Source organism: Ruegeria sp. HKCCA5839 (genome assembly GCF_013035585.1).
In the GTDB taxonomy this organism is placed as follows: domain Bacteria; phylum Pseudomonadota; class Alphaproteobacteria; order Rhodobacterales; family Rhodobacteraceae; genus Ruegeria.
In genome coordinates this window covers 345960-360536 of record NZ_WQIE01000002.1, presented here as the reverse complement: position 1 = coordinate 360536, position 14577 = coordinate 345960, and the positions used below count along the sequence as shown (strand labels likewise).

16 protein-coding genes are annotated in these 14577 nt (G+C 59.1%); 4 read left to right on the top strand and 12 right to left on the bottom strand.

Annotation, left to right across the window (positions count from 1 at the left end; genetic code table 11):
* The first annotated feature begins 40 nt into the window (after positions 1-40).
* Positions 41-847 (top strand): class I SAM-dependent methyltransferase, encoded by an 807-nt coding sequence (locus GOV38_RS07335; protein WP_171208629.1) that lies wholly within the window; start codon positions 41-43, stop codon positions 845-847.
* Positions 848-1056: 209 nt separating this feature from the next.
* Here GOV38_RS07335 and infB read toward each other — a convergent pair whose 3' ends face one another.
* The 6 genes from infB to pip all read right to left on the bottom strand — a co-directional run bounded on the left by infB (position 1057) and on the right by pip (position 8359).
* A complete protein-coding gene (gene infB, locus GOV38_RS07330) occupies positions 1057-3531 on the bottom strand; it encodes a translation initiation factor IF-2 (protein WP_171208628.1) in 2475 nt (824 codons plus the stop codon).
* A gap of 8 nt (positions 3532-3539) precedes the next feature.
* On the bottom strand, positions 3540-4163 hold the full coding sequence (locus GOV38_RS07325; protein ID WP_171208627.1) for an RNA-binding protein: 624 nt from the start codon (positions 4161-4163) through the stop codon (positions 3540-3542).
* A gap of 22 nt (positions 4164-4185) precedes the next feature.
* Positions 4186-5799, bottom strand: a complete 1614-nt coding sequence (nusA, locus tag GOV38_RS07320; RefSeq protein ID WP_171208626.1) for a transcription termination factor NusA — start codon at positions 5797-5799, stop codon at positions 4186-4188.
* Positions 5799-6389, bottom strand: a complete 591-nt coding sequence (gene rimP, locus GOV38_RS07315; RefSeq protein WP_171208625.1) for a ribosome maturation factor RimP — start codon at positions 6387-6389, stop codon at positions 5799-5801. Before rimP ends, nusA begins: the two co-directional genes overlap by 1 nt.
* Positions 6390-6563: 174 nt before the next feature.
* A complete protein-coding gene (locus tag GOV38_RS07310; RefSeq protein ID WP_171208624.1) occupies positions 6564-7385 on the bottom strand; it encodes an ABC transporter substrate-binding protein in 822 nt (273 codons plus the stop codon).
* The gene (gene pip, locus GOV38_RS07305; RefSeq protein WP_171208623.1) at positions 7382-8359 is read right to left on the bottom strand and encodes a prolyl aminopeptidase; all 978 of its coding nucleotides are present in this window, start codon (positions 8357-8359) and stop codon (positions 7382-7384) included. The genes GOV38_RS07310 and pip overlap by 4 nt, the downstream gene beginning before the upstream one ends.
* A gap of 48 nt (positions 8360-8407) precedes the next feature.
* Here pip and ubiG point away from each other — a divergent pair, with 48 nt between their 5' ends.
* Positions 8408-9154, top strand: coding sequence for a bifunctional 2-polyprenyl-6-hydroxyphenol methylase/3-demethylubiquinol 3-O-methyltransferase UbiG (ubiG, locus tag GOV38_RS07300; RefSeq protein WP_171208622.1), 747 nt, complete (start codon positions 8408-8410; stop codon positions 9152-9154).
* A 2-nt stretch (positions 9155-9156) separates the two neighbouring features.
* Here ubiG and GOV38_RS07295 read toward each other — a convergent pair whose 3' ends face one another.
* From GOV38_RS07295 to GOV38_RS07280, 4 genes are read right to left on the bottom strand one after another with little or no spacing between them, the layout of a single operon-like run.
* On the bottom strand, positions 9157-9597 hold the full coding sequence (locus tag GOV38_RS07295; protein ID WP_171208621.1) for a MarR family winged helix-turn-helix transcriptional regulator: 441 nt from the start codon (positions 9595-9597) through the stop codon (positions 9157-9159).
* A gap of 14 nt (positions 9598-9611) precedes the next feature.
* Positions 9612-10442 (bottom strand): carbon-nitrogen hydrolase family protein, encoded by an 831-nt coding sequence (locus GOV38_RS07290; protein WP_171208620.1) that lies wholly within the window; start codon positions 10440-10442, stop codon positions 9612-9614.
* Positions 10442-10699, bottom strand: coding sequence for a glutaredoxin 3 (grxC, locus tag GOV38_RS07285; RefSeq protein ID WP_171208619.1), 258 nt, complete (start codon positions 10697-10699; stop codon positions 10442-10444). The genes GOV38_RS07290 and grxC overlap by 1 nt, the downstream gene beginning before the upstream one ends.
* A gap of 38 nt (positions 10700-10737) precedes the next feature.
* On the bottom strand, positions 10738-11502 hold the full coding sequence (locus GOV38_RS07280; RefSeq protein ID WP_254430511.1) for a ComF family protein: 765 nt from the start codon (positions 11500-11502) through the stop codon (positions 10738-10740).
* On the opposite strand from GOV38_RS07280, the gene GOV38_RS07275 reads away from it, so the two are divergent.
* Positions 11483-12313 (top strand): methyltransferase domain-containing protein, encoded by an 831-nt coding sequence (locus tag GOV38_RS07275; protein ID WP_171208618.1) that lies wholly within the window; start codon positions 11483-11485, stop codon positions 12311-12313. The two genes, GOV38_RS07280 and GOV38_RS07275, sit on opposite strands and share 20 nt — an antisense overlap.
* Positions 12314-12370: 57 nt before the next feature.
* Positions 12371-13420 carry a ferrochelatase gene (gene hemH, locus GOV38_RS07270; protein ID WP_171208617.1) on the top strand — a complete coding sequence of 350 codons (1050 nt, stop codon included), beginning with the start codon at positions 12371-12373 and terminating at the stop codon, positions 13418-13420.
* Between the two features lie 65 nt (positions 13421-13485).
* Here the strand turns inward: hemH and GOV38_RS07265 are convergent, their stop codons facing one another.
* A complete protein-coding gene (locus tag GOV38_RS07265) occupies positions 13486-13668 on the bottom strand; it encodes a hypothetical protein (protein WP_171097871.1) in 183 nt (60 codons plus the stop codon).
* 139 nt (positions 13669-13807) lie between these two features.
* Positions 13808-14407: a L,D-transpeptidase gene (locus tag GOV38_RS07260; RefSeq protein WP_171097869.1), complete on the bottom strand. Its 600-nt coding sequence runs from the start codon at positions 14405-14407 to the stop codon at positions 13808-13810.
* Positions 14408-14577: the final 170 nt, after the last annotated feature.

The window sequence follows — 14577 nt, the reverse complement described above, 5'->3', positions numbered from 1 at the left end:
GCCATGGTTGTGTTGGTCATCGCAATGTGAGGAAAATACGATGACACAGAACACCAACATGACTGGGATCACCAACGGGGAGTTGTGGGGCCACCGGGCGCAGGATTGGGCCAAGTATCAGGAAGCCTCAATCGCTCCCGTATTTGATGCGGTTCTTGAGCGAACTGGCGTGAGCGAGGGGACCAGATATCTTGATATTGGCTGCGGGGCGGGAATGGCGGCAGCAAAGGCCAGCGCTCTGGGGGCGGTGGTGACTGGTCTCGATGCATCAAGCGCATTGATCGATATTGCCCAGTCTCGGTTACCTGCAGCCGCCTTTCACATAGGGGATTTGCAGGAACTCCCGTTCCCTGGCGACAGCTTTGATCTGGTGACAAGCTTCAACGCAATCCAATATGCCGGGGATGTCGCCGAGGCTTTGTCAGAGGTAAATCGCGTCCTTGCGCCCGGTGGCACAATAGCTATCGCGACTTGGGGCGACCCGAAAGGTATGGAGGCAGCTGAAGTGGTGACAGTCCTAAAGCCGCTTTTGCCGCCGCCGCCACCCAACGCACCTGGCCCATTTGCTTTGTCTGATGACAGCACGTTGCGGCAGTTCGTAGAGAAAGGCGGGTTTGACGCATACGATGTATTCGATGTCGAGAGTCCTTGGAGCTACCCTAACGAACCGGCGGCAATCGCGGGCCTTGCTGCATCGGGTGTCGCGGCCAAAGCAATAAGCTTGGCAGGAAAAGATACGGTGGATAAGGCGCATCGCTCGGCCATCGCAGCTTACCGAAAAGCAGATGGCCGGATCGAATTCGGTGCCACTTTCAAAGTGGTTCTGGCTAGATCACAAACCGAATAGTGTTCGACTCGAAAACCTGTACCTCGCAAAGCGGCCTTTGCTCACCATTCAACCATTGGCCGCTTTGTCCCGCAAATCAGCCCAAGGCCTAGACCTCAGTTCATTTGTTCCACTGCTAGCCTCGTCCAAAGGCTGGCCAGCACCCGGCACCCCACAAAAAAACAGCGGCCCAAAGGGCCGCTGCGTTACATTTCACTCACCAGACCGGATCAATCCAGTGTGCGCGTGACCTCTTCGCGTTCGAAGATTTCGATCACGTCGCCCTGACGGATGTCGTCGTAGTTCTCAAACGCCATACCACATTCCTGGCCTGACTGAACTTCGGCCACTTCGTCCTTGAAGCGTTTCAGCGTCTTCAGCGTGCCTTCGTGGATCACCACGTTGTCGCGCAGCAGGCGGACGCCGGCGGAGCGGCGGGCAACGCCTTCGGTGACCAGACAGCCGGCAACCTTGCCGACGCCGGTAACTTTGAAGACTTCGCGGATTTCGGCGTACCCGATGAACTTTTCGCGGATCTCGGCGCTCAGCAGGCCGGATGCGGCAGCTTTCACGTCATCCACAAGGTCATAGATGACCGAGTAGTACCGGATCTCGACACCCTTCTGGTTCGCCGTGTTCCGCGCCGATGCGTTGGCGCGGACGTTGAACCCGAAGACCGGTGCGCCAGAGGCTTCGGCCAGGCCCACATCGGTTTCGGTGATCGCCCCAACGCCTGAATGCAGCACGCGTACGCGGACCTCATCATTGCCAATCTTTTCCATAGCCTGAACGATGGCTTCGGCAGAGCCCTGCACATCGGCTTTGACGAGGATCGGCAGCTCGGCCACGTTCTCGTCTTCCTTGGCCTTCTGCATCAGCTGTTCAAGCGTCGTTGCAGCACCAGCAGCAGCGCGTTTGTCCTTGGCGGCTTTCTCACGGTATTCCGCGATCTCACGCGCCTGCGCTTCGGTTTCGGTCACGTTAAGAACGTCACCGGCCTCTGGCGTGCCGTTGAGGCCCAGAACTTCGACCGGTACCGAGGGGCCTGCTTCTTTGACGCGGTCACCCTTGTCATTGATCAGTGCGCGGACCTTACCGTATTGCTCACCGACAACGAAGATATCGCCCTGATGCAGCGTGCCATTCTGAACCAGAACGGTGGCCACGGGACCACGGCCCACATCCAGCTGCGCTTCGATCACGGCACCTTGGGCAGCGCGGTCGGGGTTGGCTCTGAGCTCCAGAATCTCGGCTTGCAGCGCGATGGCCTCAAGCAGTTCGTCCAGGCCCTGGCCGGTCATGGCCGAAACCTCGACGTCCTGAACCTCACCCGACATCTTTTCGACGATCACTTCATGTTGCAGAAGGTCAGTACGCACCTTGTCCGGGTTTGCCTCGGGTTTGTCGATCTTGTTGATCGCCACGATCATCGGAACACCGGCGGCTTTGGCGTGATTAATCGCCTCAACCGTCTGCGGCATCACCGCGTCATCGGCGGCCACAACCAGAACCACGATATCCGTGACCTGAGCCCCGCGCGAACGCATCGAGGTAAAGGCCGCGTGGCCCGGCGTATCCAGGAAGGTCAGCGTGGTGCCGCCATCGGTTTTCACCTGATAGGCACCGATATGCTGGGTGATCCCACCCGCTTCGCCAGCCACAACGCGTGCGTCGCGGATTGCGTCCAGCAATGAGGTTTTACCGTGGTCAACGTGACCCATGATGGTGATGACCGGCGGGCGCGATTTCAGATCTTCGTCCGTGTCCTCGACCTCTTTGATGACGTCTTCAACGTCCGAGTCCGAGACGCGGGTGACCTTGTGGCCAAATTCTTCGATGATCAATTCTGCGGTATCGGCGTCGATGGTCTGGTTCTGCGTCACCATCATGCCCATCTGCATCAGCGACTTGACCACATCGGCCACGCGTTCAGCCATACGGTTGGCCAGTTCCGAGACCATGATGGCCTCGGGCAGTTGCACATCGCGGATCACCTTTTCCCGTTCGACCGGGCCGCCCATGGCTTTCTGGCGCGCGCGCTCTTGTTTGCGCTTCATCGCCGCCATCGAGCGTTGGCGATTGCCTTCGCCACCGGTGGCTTGACCCAGTGTCAGTTTGCCCGAACGACGGTTGTCATCACGGCCTTTGCCACGACCACGCTGCTCGCGTTCACGGTCTTGTTTGCGCGGGGTGGCTGCGGGTGCAGGTTTGTTGGCCGGGCCGCGCGCGGGCTTGACCTCTTCCGGCGCGGGGGCAGCAGCAGCACGTTTGGCAGCTTCTTCCGCTTCCTGACGCTTGCGCTCTTCTTCTTCGGCCTTCGCGCGGGCGCGTTCTTCGGCCTCGCGCTGTTCACGCTCTTTGGCTTCCTGTTCCGCACGACGACGGGCGCGTTCTTCCTCGCGCGCCTTTTCAGCCGCTTCACGCTCAGCGGCCTCTTCGACCTCGCGGGCCTTGGCCGCTTGCAGCGCTTTCATCCGGCGCGCCATTTCCGCGTCAGAAATACCCGCTGGGCGACGCGACGGATCACCCGAAGGCGCAGCTCCGCCACCCGGCTTGCTTGCGCCCGGCTTGGGGACCACGACGCGTTTGCGTTTGGTTTCCACCACGACATTCTTGGTGCGTCCGTGGCTGAAACTCTGTTTCACATTCCCGGGGCGTGCCCCGCCACGAAGACCCAATGTCTTTTTGCCGTCACTATCGCTCATAAAGCTTCTTACCCTTCCGAGCGGCCCTTGCCGCCGTCATCCGTTTCGCGCAAGCCACGCAGGCGCTGCGCTTCCTCTACAACACGTTTGGCGAGTCCGCCAGAGGCCAGCGCCGCATGAATCACGGTTTGGCGCCCAAATGCCTGTCCTAATTCATCCGCAGTCAGCCATCCGATGTATTTCCCGAAATGCGGCGTGCTCAGTTTCGACTTGCCGCGTCCCGATCCATCGCTGGCCTGAATCAGCACCTGGGCCTCATCCCGGTCCAGCCACGTCTTGACCTTTTCATACCCGGCGACCGCATCACCGGACTTGCGCGCAAGGCTGATCAGTTCGATCACCCGTCGCGAAACCTGTTTTTCGACCTCTTCCACCAGGTCCTTGGGCACGGTCACCTGAGCCTTGAACCCGCGCGCGAACAGCTTTTTGCCCACCGCAGTGGTCAGCGCGTCGCGGTCAGCCGCCACATAGACCCCGCGTCCCGGCAGTTTTGCCGCGACATCGGGATAGACCTGACCGTCCGGCCCCGTCACAAAGCGGACCAGCCCATGTTTGGGCTGAATCTCGCCTGTGGCGATGCACTTGCGCTCGGGGCCTTCCGACCGATCCTTATGGACGCCACCGCGACCCATCTAAGCCACCCGAGGCCTGAGATCAGGCCTCGACCTCCTCGTCGGTCGCTTCGCCATCTTCTTCGATCTGTTCCAACTCGGCCGGATCAACCCAGCCCAGCATAATGCGTGCGGTCATCACCAGATCTTGCGCTTCTTCCAGCGTTACGCCGAAAGGCTCTAGCACACCGTCATCCTTGATACGCTCACCATCAACTGTGGTCCAGCCTCCGGCCAGTTCCCAGTCGGCGCAGGTTGCGAAGTCTTCCAGCGTCTTCACATCATCCTTGGCCAGTGCTTCCACCATTTGGGGTGTCAGGCCTTCGAATTCAATAAGGCTTTCTTCGGCGCCCAGAGCACGTGCGGCATCCAGCGCGGCCTTGGCCTGCGCCTCGAGGAACTCACGGGCACGGGTTTGCAATTCTTGCGCGGTACCTTCATCCACACCGTCGATGACCAGCAGTTCTTCGATCTCGACATAGGCCACTTCTTCCAGGTTGGTGAACCCTTCAGAAACCAGCAGCTGAGCGAAGAATTCGTCCAAATCCAGGCTGTCCATGAACAGCTGGGTGCGGGCTTCGAATTCCTTCTGGCGACGCGCCGATTCTTCAGCTTCGGTCATGATGTCGATATCCAGACCGGTCAGCTGGCTGGCCAGACGCACGTTCTGACCACGACGACCGATGGCGAGGCTCAGCTGTTCCTCAGGCACCACAACTTCGATCTTGCCAGCCTCTTCGTCCAAAACCACTTTGGAGACCTCGGCAGGCTGAAGCGCGTTCACAAGGAAGGTCGGCTGATCTTCGTTCCAGGGAATGATGTCGATCTTTTCGCCCTGCAACTCGTTCACAACGGCCTGTACCCGGCTGCCGCGCATACCAACGCAAGCGCCGACAGGGTCGATAGAACCGTCATAGGAAATCACAGCAATCTTGGCACGCGAACCGGGGTCACGCGCCACGGCCTTGACTTCGATAATGCCGTCATAGATCTCGGGGACTTCCATCTTGAACAGCTCGGCCATGAATTCCGTCGCTGTCCGCGACAGGAAGATCTGATGGCCGCGCACTTCGCGGCGGACCTCTTTGATATAGGCGCGCACGCGGTCATTTGGGCGATAGCTTTCGCGACCAATCTTGTCATTGCGGCGCAGAACGGCCTCGGCACCGCCCAGATCAACGATGACATTGCCGAACTCTTCGCGTTTCACGGCGCCATTGATGATGGTGCCTGCGCGATCCTTGAATTCTTCGTACTGACGATCCCGCTCGGCCTCACGCACCTTTTGCAGGATAACCTGCTTTGCAGATTGCGCGGCGATACGGCCCATTTCGACCGGAGGAACTTCTTCGACGAAGACGTCACCGACCTCGGGGTTTTCCATATACTGCTTGGCTTGCTCGACGGTGAACTCGGCCTGATAATTCTCAAGCTCTTCATCCTCGACCACGGTGCGCACGCGGGTAAAGGTCGCCTTGCCGGTTTTGCGGTCGATGGACACGCGGATGTCCATCTCGGCGCCGTAACGGCTCTTGGCGGCGCGGGCGAGCGATTCCTCCATCGCTTCGACAACCAGACCGGGGTCGATCATCTTTTCGCGGGCCACGGCCTCGGCGGTCTGCAACAGCTCCAGTTGGTTGGCTGAGGTGATTGCCATCAGTTCGTCTCCTCTTCGGACCCTTCGGTCTCAATCTCGTCGAAAGCGTTTTCGTTCAGGGCACCGGCGTCTTTGCGCTGGCGCAGCATTTCCTTGATCAGATCATCGGTCAGGACCAGCTTGGCATCGCTCAGCCAGGCAAACTGCAGACCGATGGTGATCGTCTCGGACCCTTCGGGGATGTTGATCAAAACCTCGTCCCCTTCGATCCCGGCCAATTCGCCTTTGAACCGGCGGCGTCCATCGATCAATTCTGCGGTCTCGATCTTGGCCTCATACCCTTCGAAAGTCTCAAAATCCTTGAGACGGGTCAAAGGGCGGTCGATCCCTGGGCTGGATACCTCAAGCGTATAGGCGTCGAGGATCGGATCCTCGACATCCAGCGTAGCGCTGACCGCGTTCGAAATCTCGGCGCAGTCATCCACTTCGATGCCACCATCGGGCTTGTCGGCCATGATCTGCAACGTGGTCTGCTTACCGCTCATCAAACGGATGCGCACCAGCTCATACCCCAGATCCTCGATCACGGGGGTGATGATCTCCGCCAGTCGCCGGTCAATGGCAGCTTTGGCTATTAGGTCATTTGTCATCAGGTTCTCTACCCTTCAGTCGGGCACAAAAAAACGGGCGCGCGGCCCGTCGAACTTTCCGGTGGAGCCTCAGACCTTCGCCCGACACGCCGCTGTTACGGAGGCATATACGCAGGATGGCCCGAGTCTGCAAGACGATTGTCTGAGAATGTGATCAAGGCGATCTTTTTCGCCTTAGGCGATCCACCATCTTTCGGCCAATCGCCCATCATCCAACGCGCGGGACTGACCCAATTGGCGCGGCAAACCAACCATCGAGGCCACCGCAAGCGCCATGTCCGATTCGGACGGGTGAAAGCGCAATCCGCGCACGCCCTTCAGCCCGGCGGCATCAGGCAAGGCTGCAACATCCACGTAACCATCGCGCAGCGCCTCCGCCCGCACGGAGGGATCGGGGATTACAATCACCTCAACCGCATCGGCCCAACCGGCGGTTCCGGCCTTATAGTGATTTTCCACGCGGCGGCCCAGGAAATGGCGATTGTCTTCGGCGCGCTCAACCCGGTAACAGCCGGTGCCATTGGCCGCGTACAGAGGCGAAACCTCTTGCCCGGCGCGGGTGATCACAAAGGGGCTGTCGGCCAGAAGAAACGGCAAACCAGGGTTGCTGTCGACCAGCTCCAACCGCAATTGATGGGATGACAGGGCCTCGGCCCGGCCAACGCGCCCCAGAACAGCCAGCACATCGGTCACGTCCAGCGCAGCACTATCGTGGAACAGCACGTCTTGGCGCAGATCAAAGGTCCAAACGCGCGCCTCGGCGTCCGTATGCCAGCCTGTCGCCAGCTCACCGCGCAAGGTGCCATCGGGTGCAATCTCGGTCAGCGTGTCAAAAACGGCCCCTCGCGCGACCTGATCCAGACTGTCATCACGCGGCACCGCCAGACGCAGGGTCCCGCCCTGTTTCGGCGTATCCGCCAAGGTCGCGCCGGTGGCCGCCAGCAACGCTGCGGCGGCACCTGAGGCGAACAAGGCACGACGGTCAATCCGGGTCATGACAGGCCCTCGGCAATCCGATCCATAATGCGGATCAACTCGGCACTGATGCCGGGTTCGGACAAGGCATGCCCAGCGTTACGAACCATCTTCAGCTCGGCATTGGGCCAACGCTCTGCCAGCTCCCAAGCAGCTTGCGGCGGGCAGATCATATCATAGCGCCCCTGCACGATATACCCGGGGATATCCTGAATCTGATCCATCTGATCCAGAATCTGGCCATCTTTTTCAAGGAACGCCTTGTTGATGAAATAGTGATTCTCAAGCCGCGCAAAGGTGCGCGCATATTCGCCCGGGCTTTCCCCAACCGAACCATTAGTATGCACCGAAGCCAGCGCGTTCTCCCAATGCGACCAGGCCCGCGCATAGAGGATTTCCGTCGCGCGATCGCCTGAGAAGAGGCGTTTGTTGTAGGCTGCAATCGTATCCTTCAGCTCGGCATCGGAAAGAAGCGCGGTGAACTTGGCCCATTGCTCGGGCCAGAACTTGCCTGCGCCGCCGCCATAGAACCAATCGAGTTCGGATTGTGTAGCCAAAAAGACGCCGCGCAGCACCAGATGACTGACACGATCCGGATGGGTCTGCGCATAAATCAAGGCAAGGGTCGCGCCCCAGCTGCCCCCAAACACAAGCCACTCTTCAATCTCAAAGAGCTTTCTCAAACGTTCGATATCGGCGACCAGGTGCCATGTGGTGTTGTTTTCCACCGACGCGGTGGGCCTTGATCGCCCACACCCTCGCTGATCAAACAGAATCACCCGATAGACCTGCGGATCGAAATACCGCCGCATTGCCGGGCTGCAGCCACCACCTGGGCCACCGTGCAGAACCACAACCGGGATCCCTTTGGGATTTCCGCATTGTTCCACATAGATACGATGCCCATCGCCCATATCCACCATCCGCTGATCGAACGGGTCGATCGGCGAGTACAGATATTGAACTGCGCGCTTTTGGTCCGGGTACTTGTCCATTATGGCCCTATATAGTCCTTAAGCGTAAAAGAGCACACGGAGACAGGAATGCAAGCGCATCCGAACACGGTGGACCCGTCCGAGATCGCAAAATTCGAGGCTATGGCCGCAGAATGGTGGGATCCTCACGGAAAATTCAAACCTTTGCACATGCTGAATCCGTGCCGGCTGGACTATATCACGCAGCAAATCGCCGGTGAGTTTGATCGTGACCTGACCGCGCCGAATCCCTTTGCGGGCCTGCGCCTGCTGGATATCGGCTGTGGTGGCGGATTGCTGAGCGAACCGATGGCGCGTTTGGGCGCCGAGGTCGTGGGCGCCGACGCGGCCGAGCGCAACCTGCCCGTCGCGCGCATCCATGCCGAGCAATCAGGGCTTGAGATCGACTATCGCCACACCACCGCCGAAGACATGGCCGCCGCAGGCGAACAGTTCGACGTCGTGCTGAACATGGAAGTCGTCGAGCATGTGGCCGATCCCTTGGGCTATCTGACCGCTACGCAACAGCTGCTGAAACCCGGCGGCTTGCAGGTCTGTTCCACCATCAACCGCAACCCGAAATCCTATGCGATGGCCATTTTCGGAGCCGAGGTCGTCATGCGCTGGCTACCGCGTGGGACGCATGAATGGAACAAGTTCATCACCCCCGACGAGCTCTTTGACCTGCTGCACCAGGCCGGGCTGGAGCCGGTGGACCGCAAGGGCTTCGTGTTCAACCCGATCCTGTGGAGCTGGTCGATCTCGGATCGCGATCTGAGCGTGAATTATGTGACGGCGAGTGTGAAGCCTGGGTAGGGTTACTCCCCCTCCAACTGCAACCGCAAATCACGTAGTACGGGCAGCGTATTCCGCACCCGTTCCAGCCCCAGCTCTCCGACCACGCGGTTGATCAGCGGGGCAATCGACGAAATCGCCTGATCGCGCGCGCGGCGGCCGGCGGGGCTGATGGCGACCATTTTGCGGCGGGCGTCGTCCCAGTCGGGGCGGATGTGAATGTATCCGGCCCATTCCAGCTTGGCCAAGGTGTTGGTCATTGCGCCGCGCGTGACGTGGAAGGTGCTGGCCAGCTGCGCTGGCGTCCGCTCATCCCCCACAAACACCAAGTGGTTCAGCACCGAGAAATGCGAGATTTCCATGCCCTTGGGCAGCACCCGGCTCAGCCGGTTGCGCAACAGTTGATCGGCGGTCAGGATCTCGCTGAACAGCGTGACCGCCAGGGCATTTTGTTCGTCCGTCATATCTCGGTTCTGGATCAGGGCCCTGTAAAAGGCCGAACATGCGTCAATGAGGGCACGCGGCGGCGCGCCTCTGACACAGAACTATCATCCAAATCGAAAATGTGAATGCCCGGATCGGTGCCTGCGTCGATCAGCACCTCTCCCCACGGGGCGACAACCAGGCTGTGCCCATGGGTCTGGCGGGTTTTTCCGCGCGTCTTCGGGTGCGTGCCGGTTTGCGCCGGGGCCAGCACCCAGCACCCGGTTTCAATCGCCCGCGCCCGCAACAGCGATTCCCAATGGGCCGCACCAGTGACCGGAGAAAAAGCCGCCGGAACCGTCAATATCCGCGCCCCTGCCTGCGCCAGCGCGGCGTAAAGATGCGGGAAACGGATGTCATAGCAAATCGTCAGCCCGACCTTGCCAAAATCCGTCTCGGCAATCACCGCTGTTTCGCCCGGGCGATAGTTCTTCGATTCGCGAAAGGTTTCGGATTCGGTAACCTGCACATCGAACATATGGATCTTGTCATACCGCGCCACGATCTGACCCTGCGGGTCGATCATGAAACACCGGTTGGCAAAGCGGCCATCCGCATCATGCGTCTTGATACCCAACGAGCCGATCAGCAGCCAAATGCCCAGCTCGGCGGCCTGCGCACGCAGACCTGCCAAAGTGATGTCGTCTTCTTCATGCTGCAGAACCGCGCGCTGCCGCGTGGTGCTGGTCGAGACGCAATTCGTCACCTCGGGCGTCAGGACAAAGCGCGCACCCTGCGCGGCCGCGTCAGTCATCATCGCGCGCACCATGTCCAGATTTTCGGCCGGATCGTCCGATGAGGTGATCTGCAGCAGGGCTGTTTTCATTAGGCCGCGAGCAAACTGTCCAGCTTGCCTTGGCGCTCAAGCTCATAAAGATCGTCGCAGCCGCCCACATGCTGCGAGCCGATGAAAATCTGAGGTACAGTGCGTTTACCACCCGCACGCTTGATCATCTCGGGCTTGCGTTTTGGGTGTATCAGAACGTCGACTTCCTTGAACTCGACACCCTTTTGTTTCAGCAAATGCTTGGCCGCGTGGCAAAAGCCACAAAGCGGCGATGTATAGATCTCAACCGGTTTCATTTTCCGTTTCCTTCGGGTTTCGCGCAATCTTGAGCGAATTAGGCATCCTTGGCAACGCGCGCCAGAGCCAACACGAAAATATGATTTGCCCCTGCGGCCTGACACACACGGGTACACGCCGCCAGAGTCGCGCCCGAAGTCATGACATCATCGATCAGCAGGACATCGCGCCCTTTGATATGGTGTCCCCGTTTGGGATGCGCAGCGATTGCACCGTCCAATATGTCCGCGCGCTCGCCAGCGGTTTTATCGTCCAGAACTGACGTTCGCACCCTTCGCAGTAACAGATCCGGGATGCATTCCTGCCCGATCTCGCGCGCAAGGTTCTGCGCCAAAAGGGCAGACTGGTTATAGCGCCTCTTGAGCAGGCGTGACCAATGCAATGGCACCGGCGCGATCAGAATGTTCGGGCGAAACAGTCCTTGCCCTGCCTGCGCCAGCCATCTTGCCGCTGGTCGGGCCAGCTCGGGCCGATCACCGTGTTTAAGGGCCAGGATCAAGGATCGCGCTTTGCCGTCATACAACATCGCAGCGCGACCCGCCTGCCAAGGGGGTGCAGTCTTTAGGCAATCGTCACATTCGATGCGATGATCATCCTCTTCACCCATCACCGGAACACCACAGCTGTCACAGACGGCTCCACCAATAAACGGCGTCTCGCGCCAGCACGCGCCACACAGACCGAAATCGGATTCGGTCAACGCACCGCACCCCATGCAGCGTGGCGGATAGATCAGCGCAAGAGCTGTTTGAATCCGCTGCGTGATGCGATACTTGCGCGCTATGAAACTGCCTGAACCCAACGCACCCTCTTTGTTTGACCGCACGGCCATCCTGCGACACCGCGCGCGTGCGCGGGACGAAGCGCTGTTTCTGCACCGCGCCGCGATCGACGAGGTGCAGGATCGGCTCTCCATGGTTAACAAAACCTTTACGGCGCCCGCGATTGTGACACCGTTTCCGCATGTCTGGTCTGATGTCTTACCCGGCGCCATCACCGCCACCGATGACGAAGTGCTTGCTCTGCAATCCGGCGCCCATGACCTGGTGATCCACGCAATGGCGCTGCACTGGGCCAATGATCCGGTGGGGCAGCTGATCCAATGCCATCGCGCGTTGCAACCAGACGGGTTGCTTCTCGTGCTTTGCCTGGGCGGAGAAACCCTGCATCAGCTACGCGCCGCTCTGGGTCAGGCCGAGATCGAGGTTTCCGGAGGCCTTAGTCCTCGCGTCGCACCCATGGCCGAGCTGCGAGACCTGGGGGGGCTCCTGCAACGGGCCGGGCTTGCTCTGCCGGTTGCGGATGCCGTGCCCTTGACCGCGGAATATCGCGATATCTGGCATCTGATGCGGGACCTGCGCGAAATGGGAGAGACCAACACGCTGTCGGCACGGTTGAAATACCCGACCCGGCGCGCCGTATTTGACACCGCCCAGCAGATTTACGCTCAACATTTCCCAACCGCTTCGGGCCGTTTGGCAGCCACCTTCGAGATGATCTGCCTGACCGGCTGGTCGCCCGATGACAGCCAACCCAAACCCTTGCGCCCGGGATCAGCACAAATGCGGCTGGCAGATGCATTGCGGACCGAAGAAGGTAAACTGCCTGATTGACGCCGGGTTGAATCCCCTTATCTCAGGCCGGAACAAAAGAAAGTCAGGACGCCCGATATGTTTGATGCCACTCGCCCCGCCCATGCCCCCGCCGACCATCCCAAGGTCAAAATGGGGCGCGTTGGGATTCTGCTGGCCAATCTGGGGACGCCGGATGACTTTACCTATTGGCCAATGCGCCGGTATCTGAACGAGTTCCTGTCCGATCAGCGGGTCATCGATTATCCCAAATGGAAATGGCAGCCGATCCTGCAGGGGATAATCCTGACCAAGAGGCCCTTCAGCTCGGGCGAGGCCTACAAGTCGATCTGGAACCATGACAAGGGTGAAAGCCCATTGATGACGATCACCAAGGATCAGACCGCCAAGCTGCGCGATGCGATGCACAATCGGTACGGAGATCAGGTGATGGTCGATTTCTGTATGCGCTATGGCAACCCATCGACCAAATCCAAAGTGCGCGAAATGGTCGAGGCAGGCTGTGACCGCATCCTGTTTTTCCCGCTTTACCCGCAATATGCCGGGGCTACGACGGCCACGGCCAACGACCAGTTCTTCCGCGCCTTGATGGACGAGGCCTGGCAACCCGCCAGCCGCACCGTGCCCGCCTATTTCGACGAGCCGGCCTATATCGATGCTTTGGCCGGGTCAGTAGAGGCCGCCTATGCCGCGATGGAGACCAAACCGGATGTACTGGTCTGTTCCTATCACGGCATGCCGGAACGCTATCTGATGCAAGGCGATCCCTATCACTGCCAATGCGCCAAAACCTCTCGTCTGTTGAAAGAACGGTTGGGCTGGGCAGATGATCAGCTTGTTTCAACTTTCCAGTCGCGGTTTGGCCCGGAAGAGTGGCTAAAGCCCTACACCGTCGATCATGTGGCTGACCTTGCAAAACAGGGCAAAAAGAACATCGCGGTCATTGCCCCGGCCTTTTCAGCCGATTGCATTGAAACGCTGGAAGAGATCAATGAAGAGATCAAAGAGAGTTTTGAAGAGGCTGGCGGAGAAAGCTTTACCTATATCCCATGCCTAAACGACCAAGACGCCCATATCGCGGCGTTGGGGAAGGTCATTCAAGACAACCTGCGCGGCTGGCTCGAGTAACCAGCGCCTCAAACAAAAAAGGCGGTGGAACGATCCACCGCCTTTTTCAGGAATTGTGTATCGAATTAGCTTGCGGCAACAGCAGCAGCAACAACGACCAGCAGGATCAGCGGCAGGATGATGCCCTGCGAAGAACCTTGAGTTTCCTCGACGATAACCGGCGCTTCAACGACCGGCTCTTCCAGGTTACCCGCATAAGCGGTCGAAGCAGCGGCGGTCAGTGCAGCGGCGAGAACGAGTTTCTTCATATTAACCTCCAGAATTTGCACGATTCCAATTAGCGAAACCGCACATCTAAGACTTACCTCGTGAGTTTTTCTAATCAGCAATGCCCGAGGAATGCAATTGCAACTTGCGATTCAGCCCGCGCGCTGCGCGAAAATGTCGTCATATTAGCAACACTTGCGTGCCGACTTTGGCCATCGAAAACAGCTCGGCGATGTCTTCGTTGAACAAACCTATGCATCCGTTCGACGACCTGCGGCCGATTTTGCGCGTGTCATGTGTTCCGTGGATGCGATAATACTTCCAGCTGAGGTACAAAGCGTGTGTTCCCAGTGGGTTATCCGGTCCAGGCGGAATGAAGTCCGGCCATTCGGGGTTCCGCTTTTTCATCGAAGGGGTCGGTGCCCAGCTGGGACCTTCAACTTTGCGGATCACGCTGGTCCGTCCCCGGCGGGTCATTTCTTCGGTCAAAGGCACCGAAGACGGGTAGAGTTTGTACACGGATTGATCATCTGACCAATAATGCAGCGCACGCGAGACCGTATCGACAAGGATCGCGCCGTTTTTGGTGTTTGAAAAGTAAGGCTGCCAGTCCAGCGCCCGGAAACCCGAGATATTGCGGCGCACAGCGGGCTCGGGTTCCGGTGCCGGGCGCAAAGGATCGCCTGGGATGTATTGCGCGACCGCGGGCGAGGCCAAACTTACGGCGGCACCAGCCAAAAATCCCCGGCGCGTGGTGTTCGAAATTGGTTTCTTGACCATCGGATACGGTCCTTTTCCAAGCACAAATGCGAATATCTATGGTATTTTATGGCGATAATGCTTCAGTCGCAAACCAAACCGGCAGATTCACGCAACATTCTCTCATTGCATGTTTGCCCCCTAGGCTTTCGCAAGCTATTTCCGGTGAGGACACAAATTTCGGACCCATC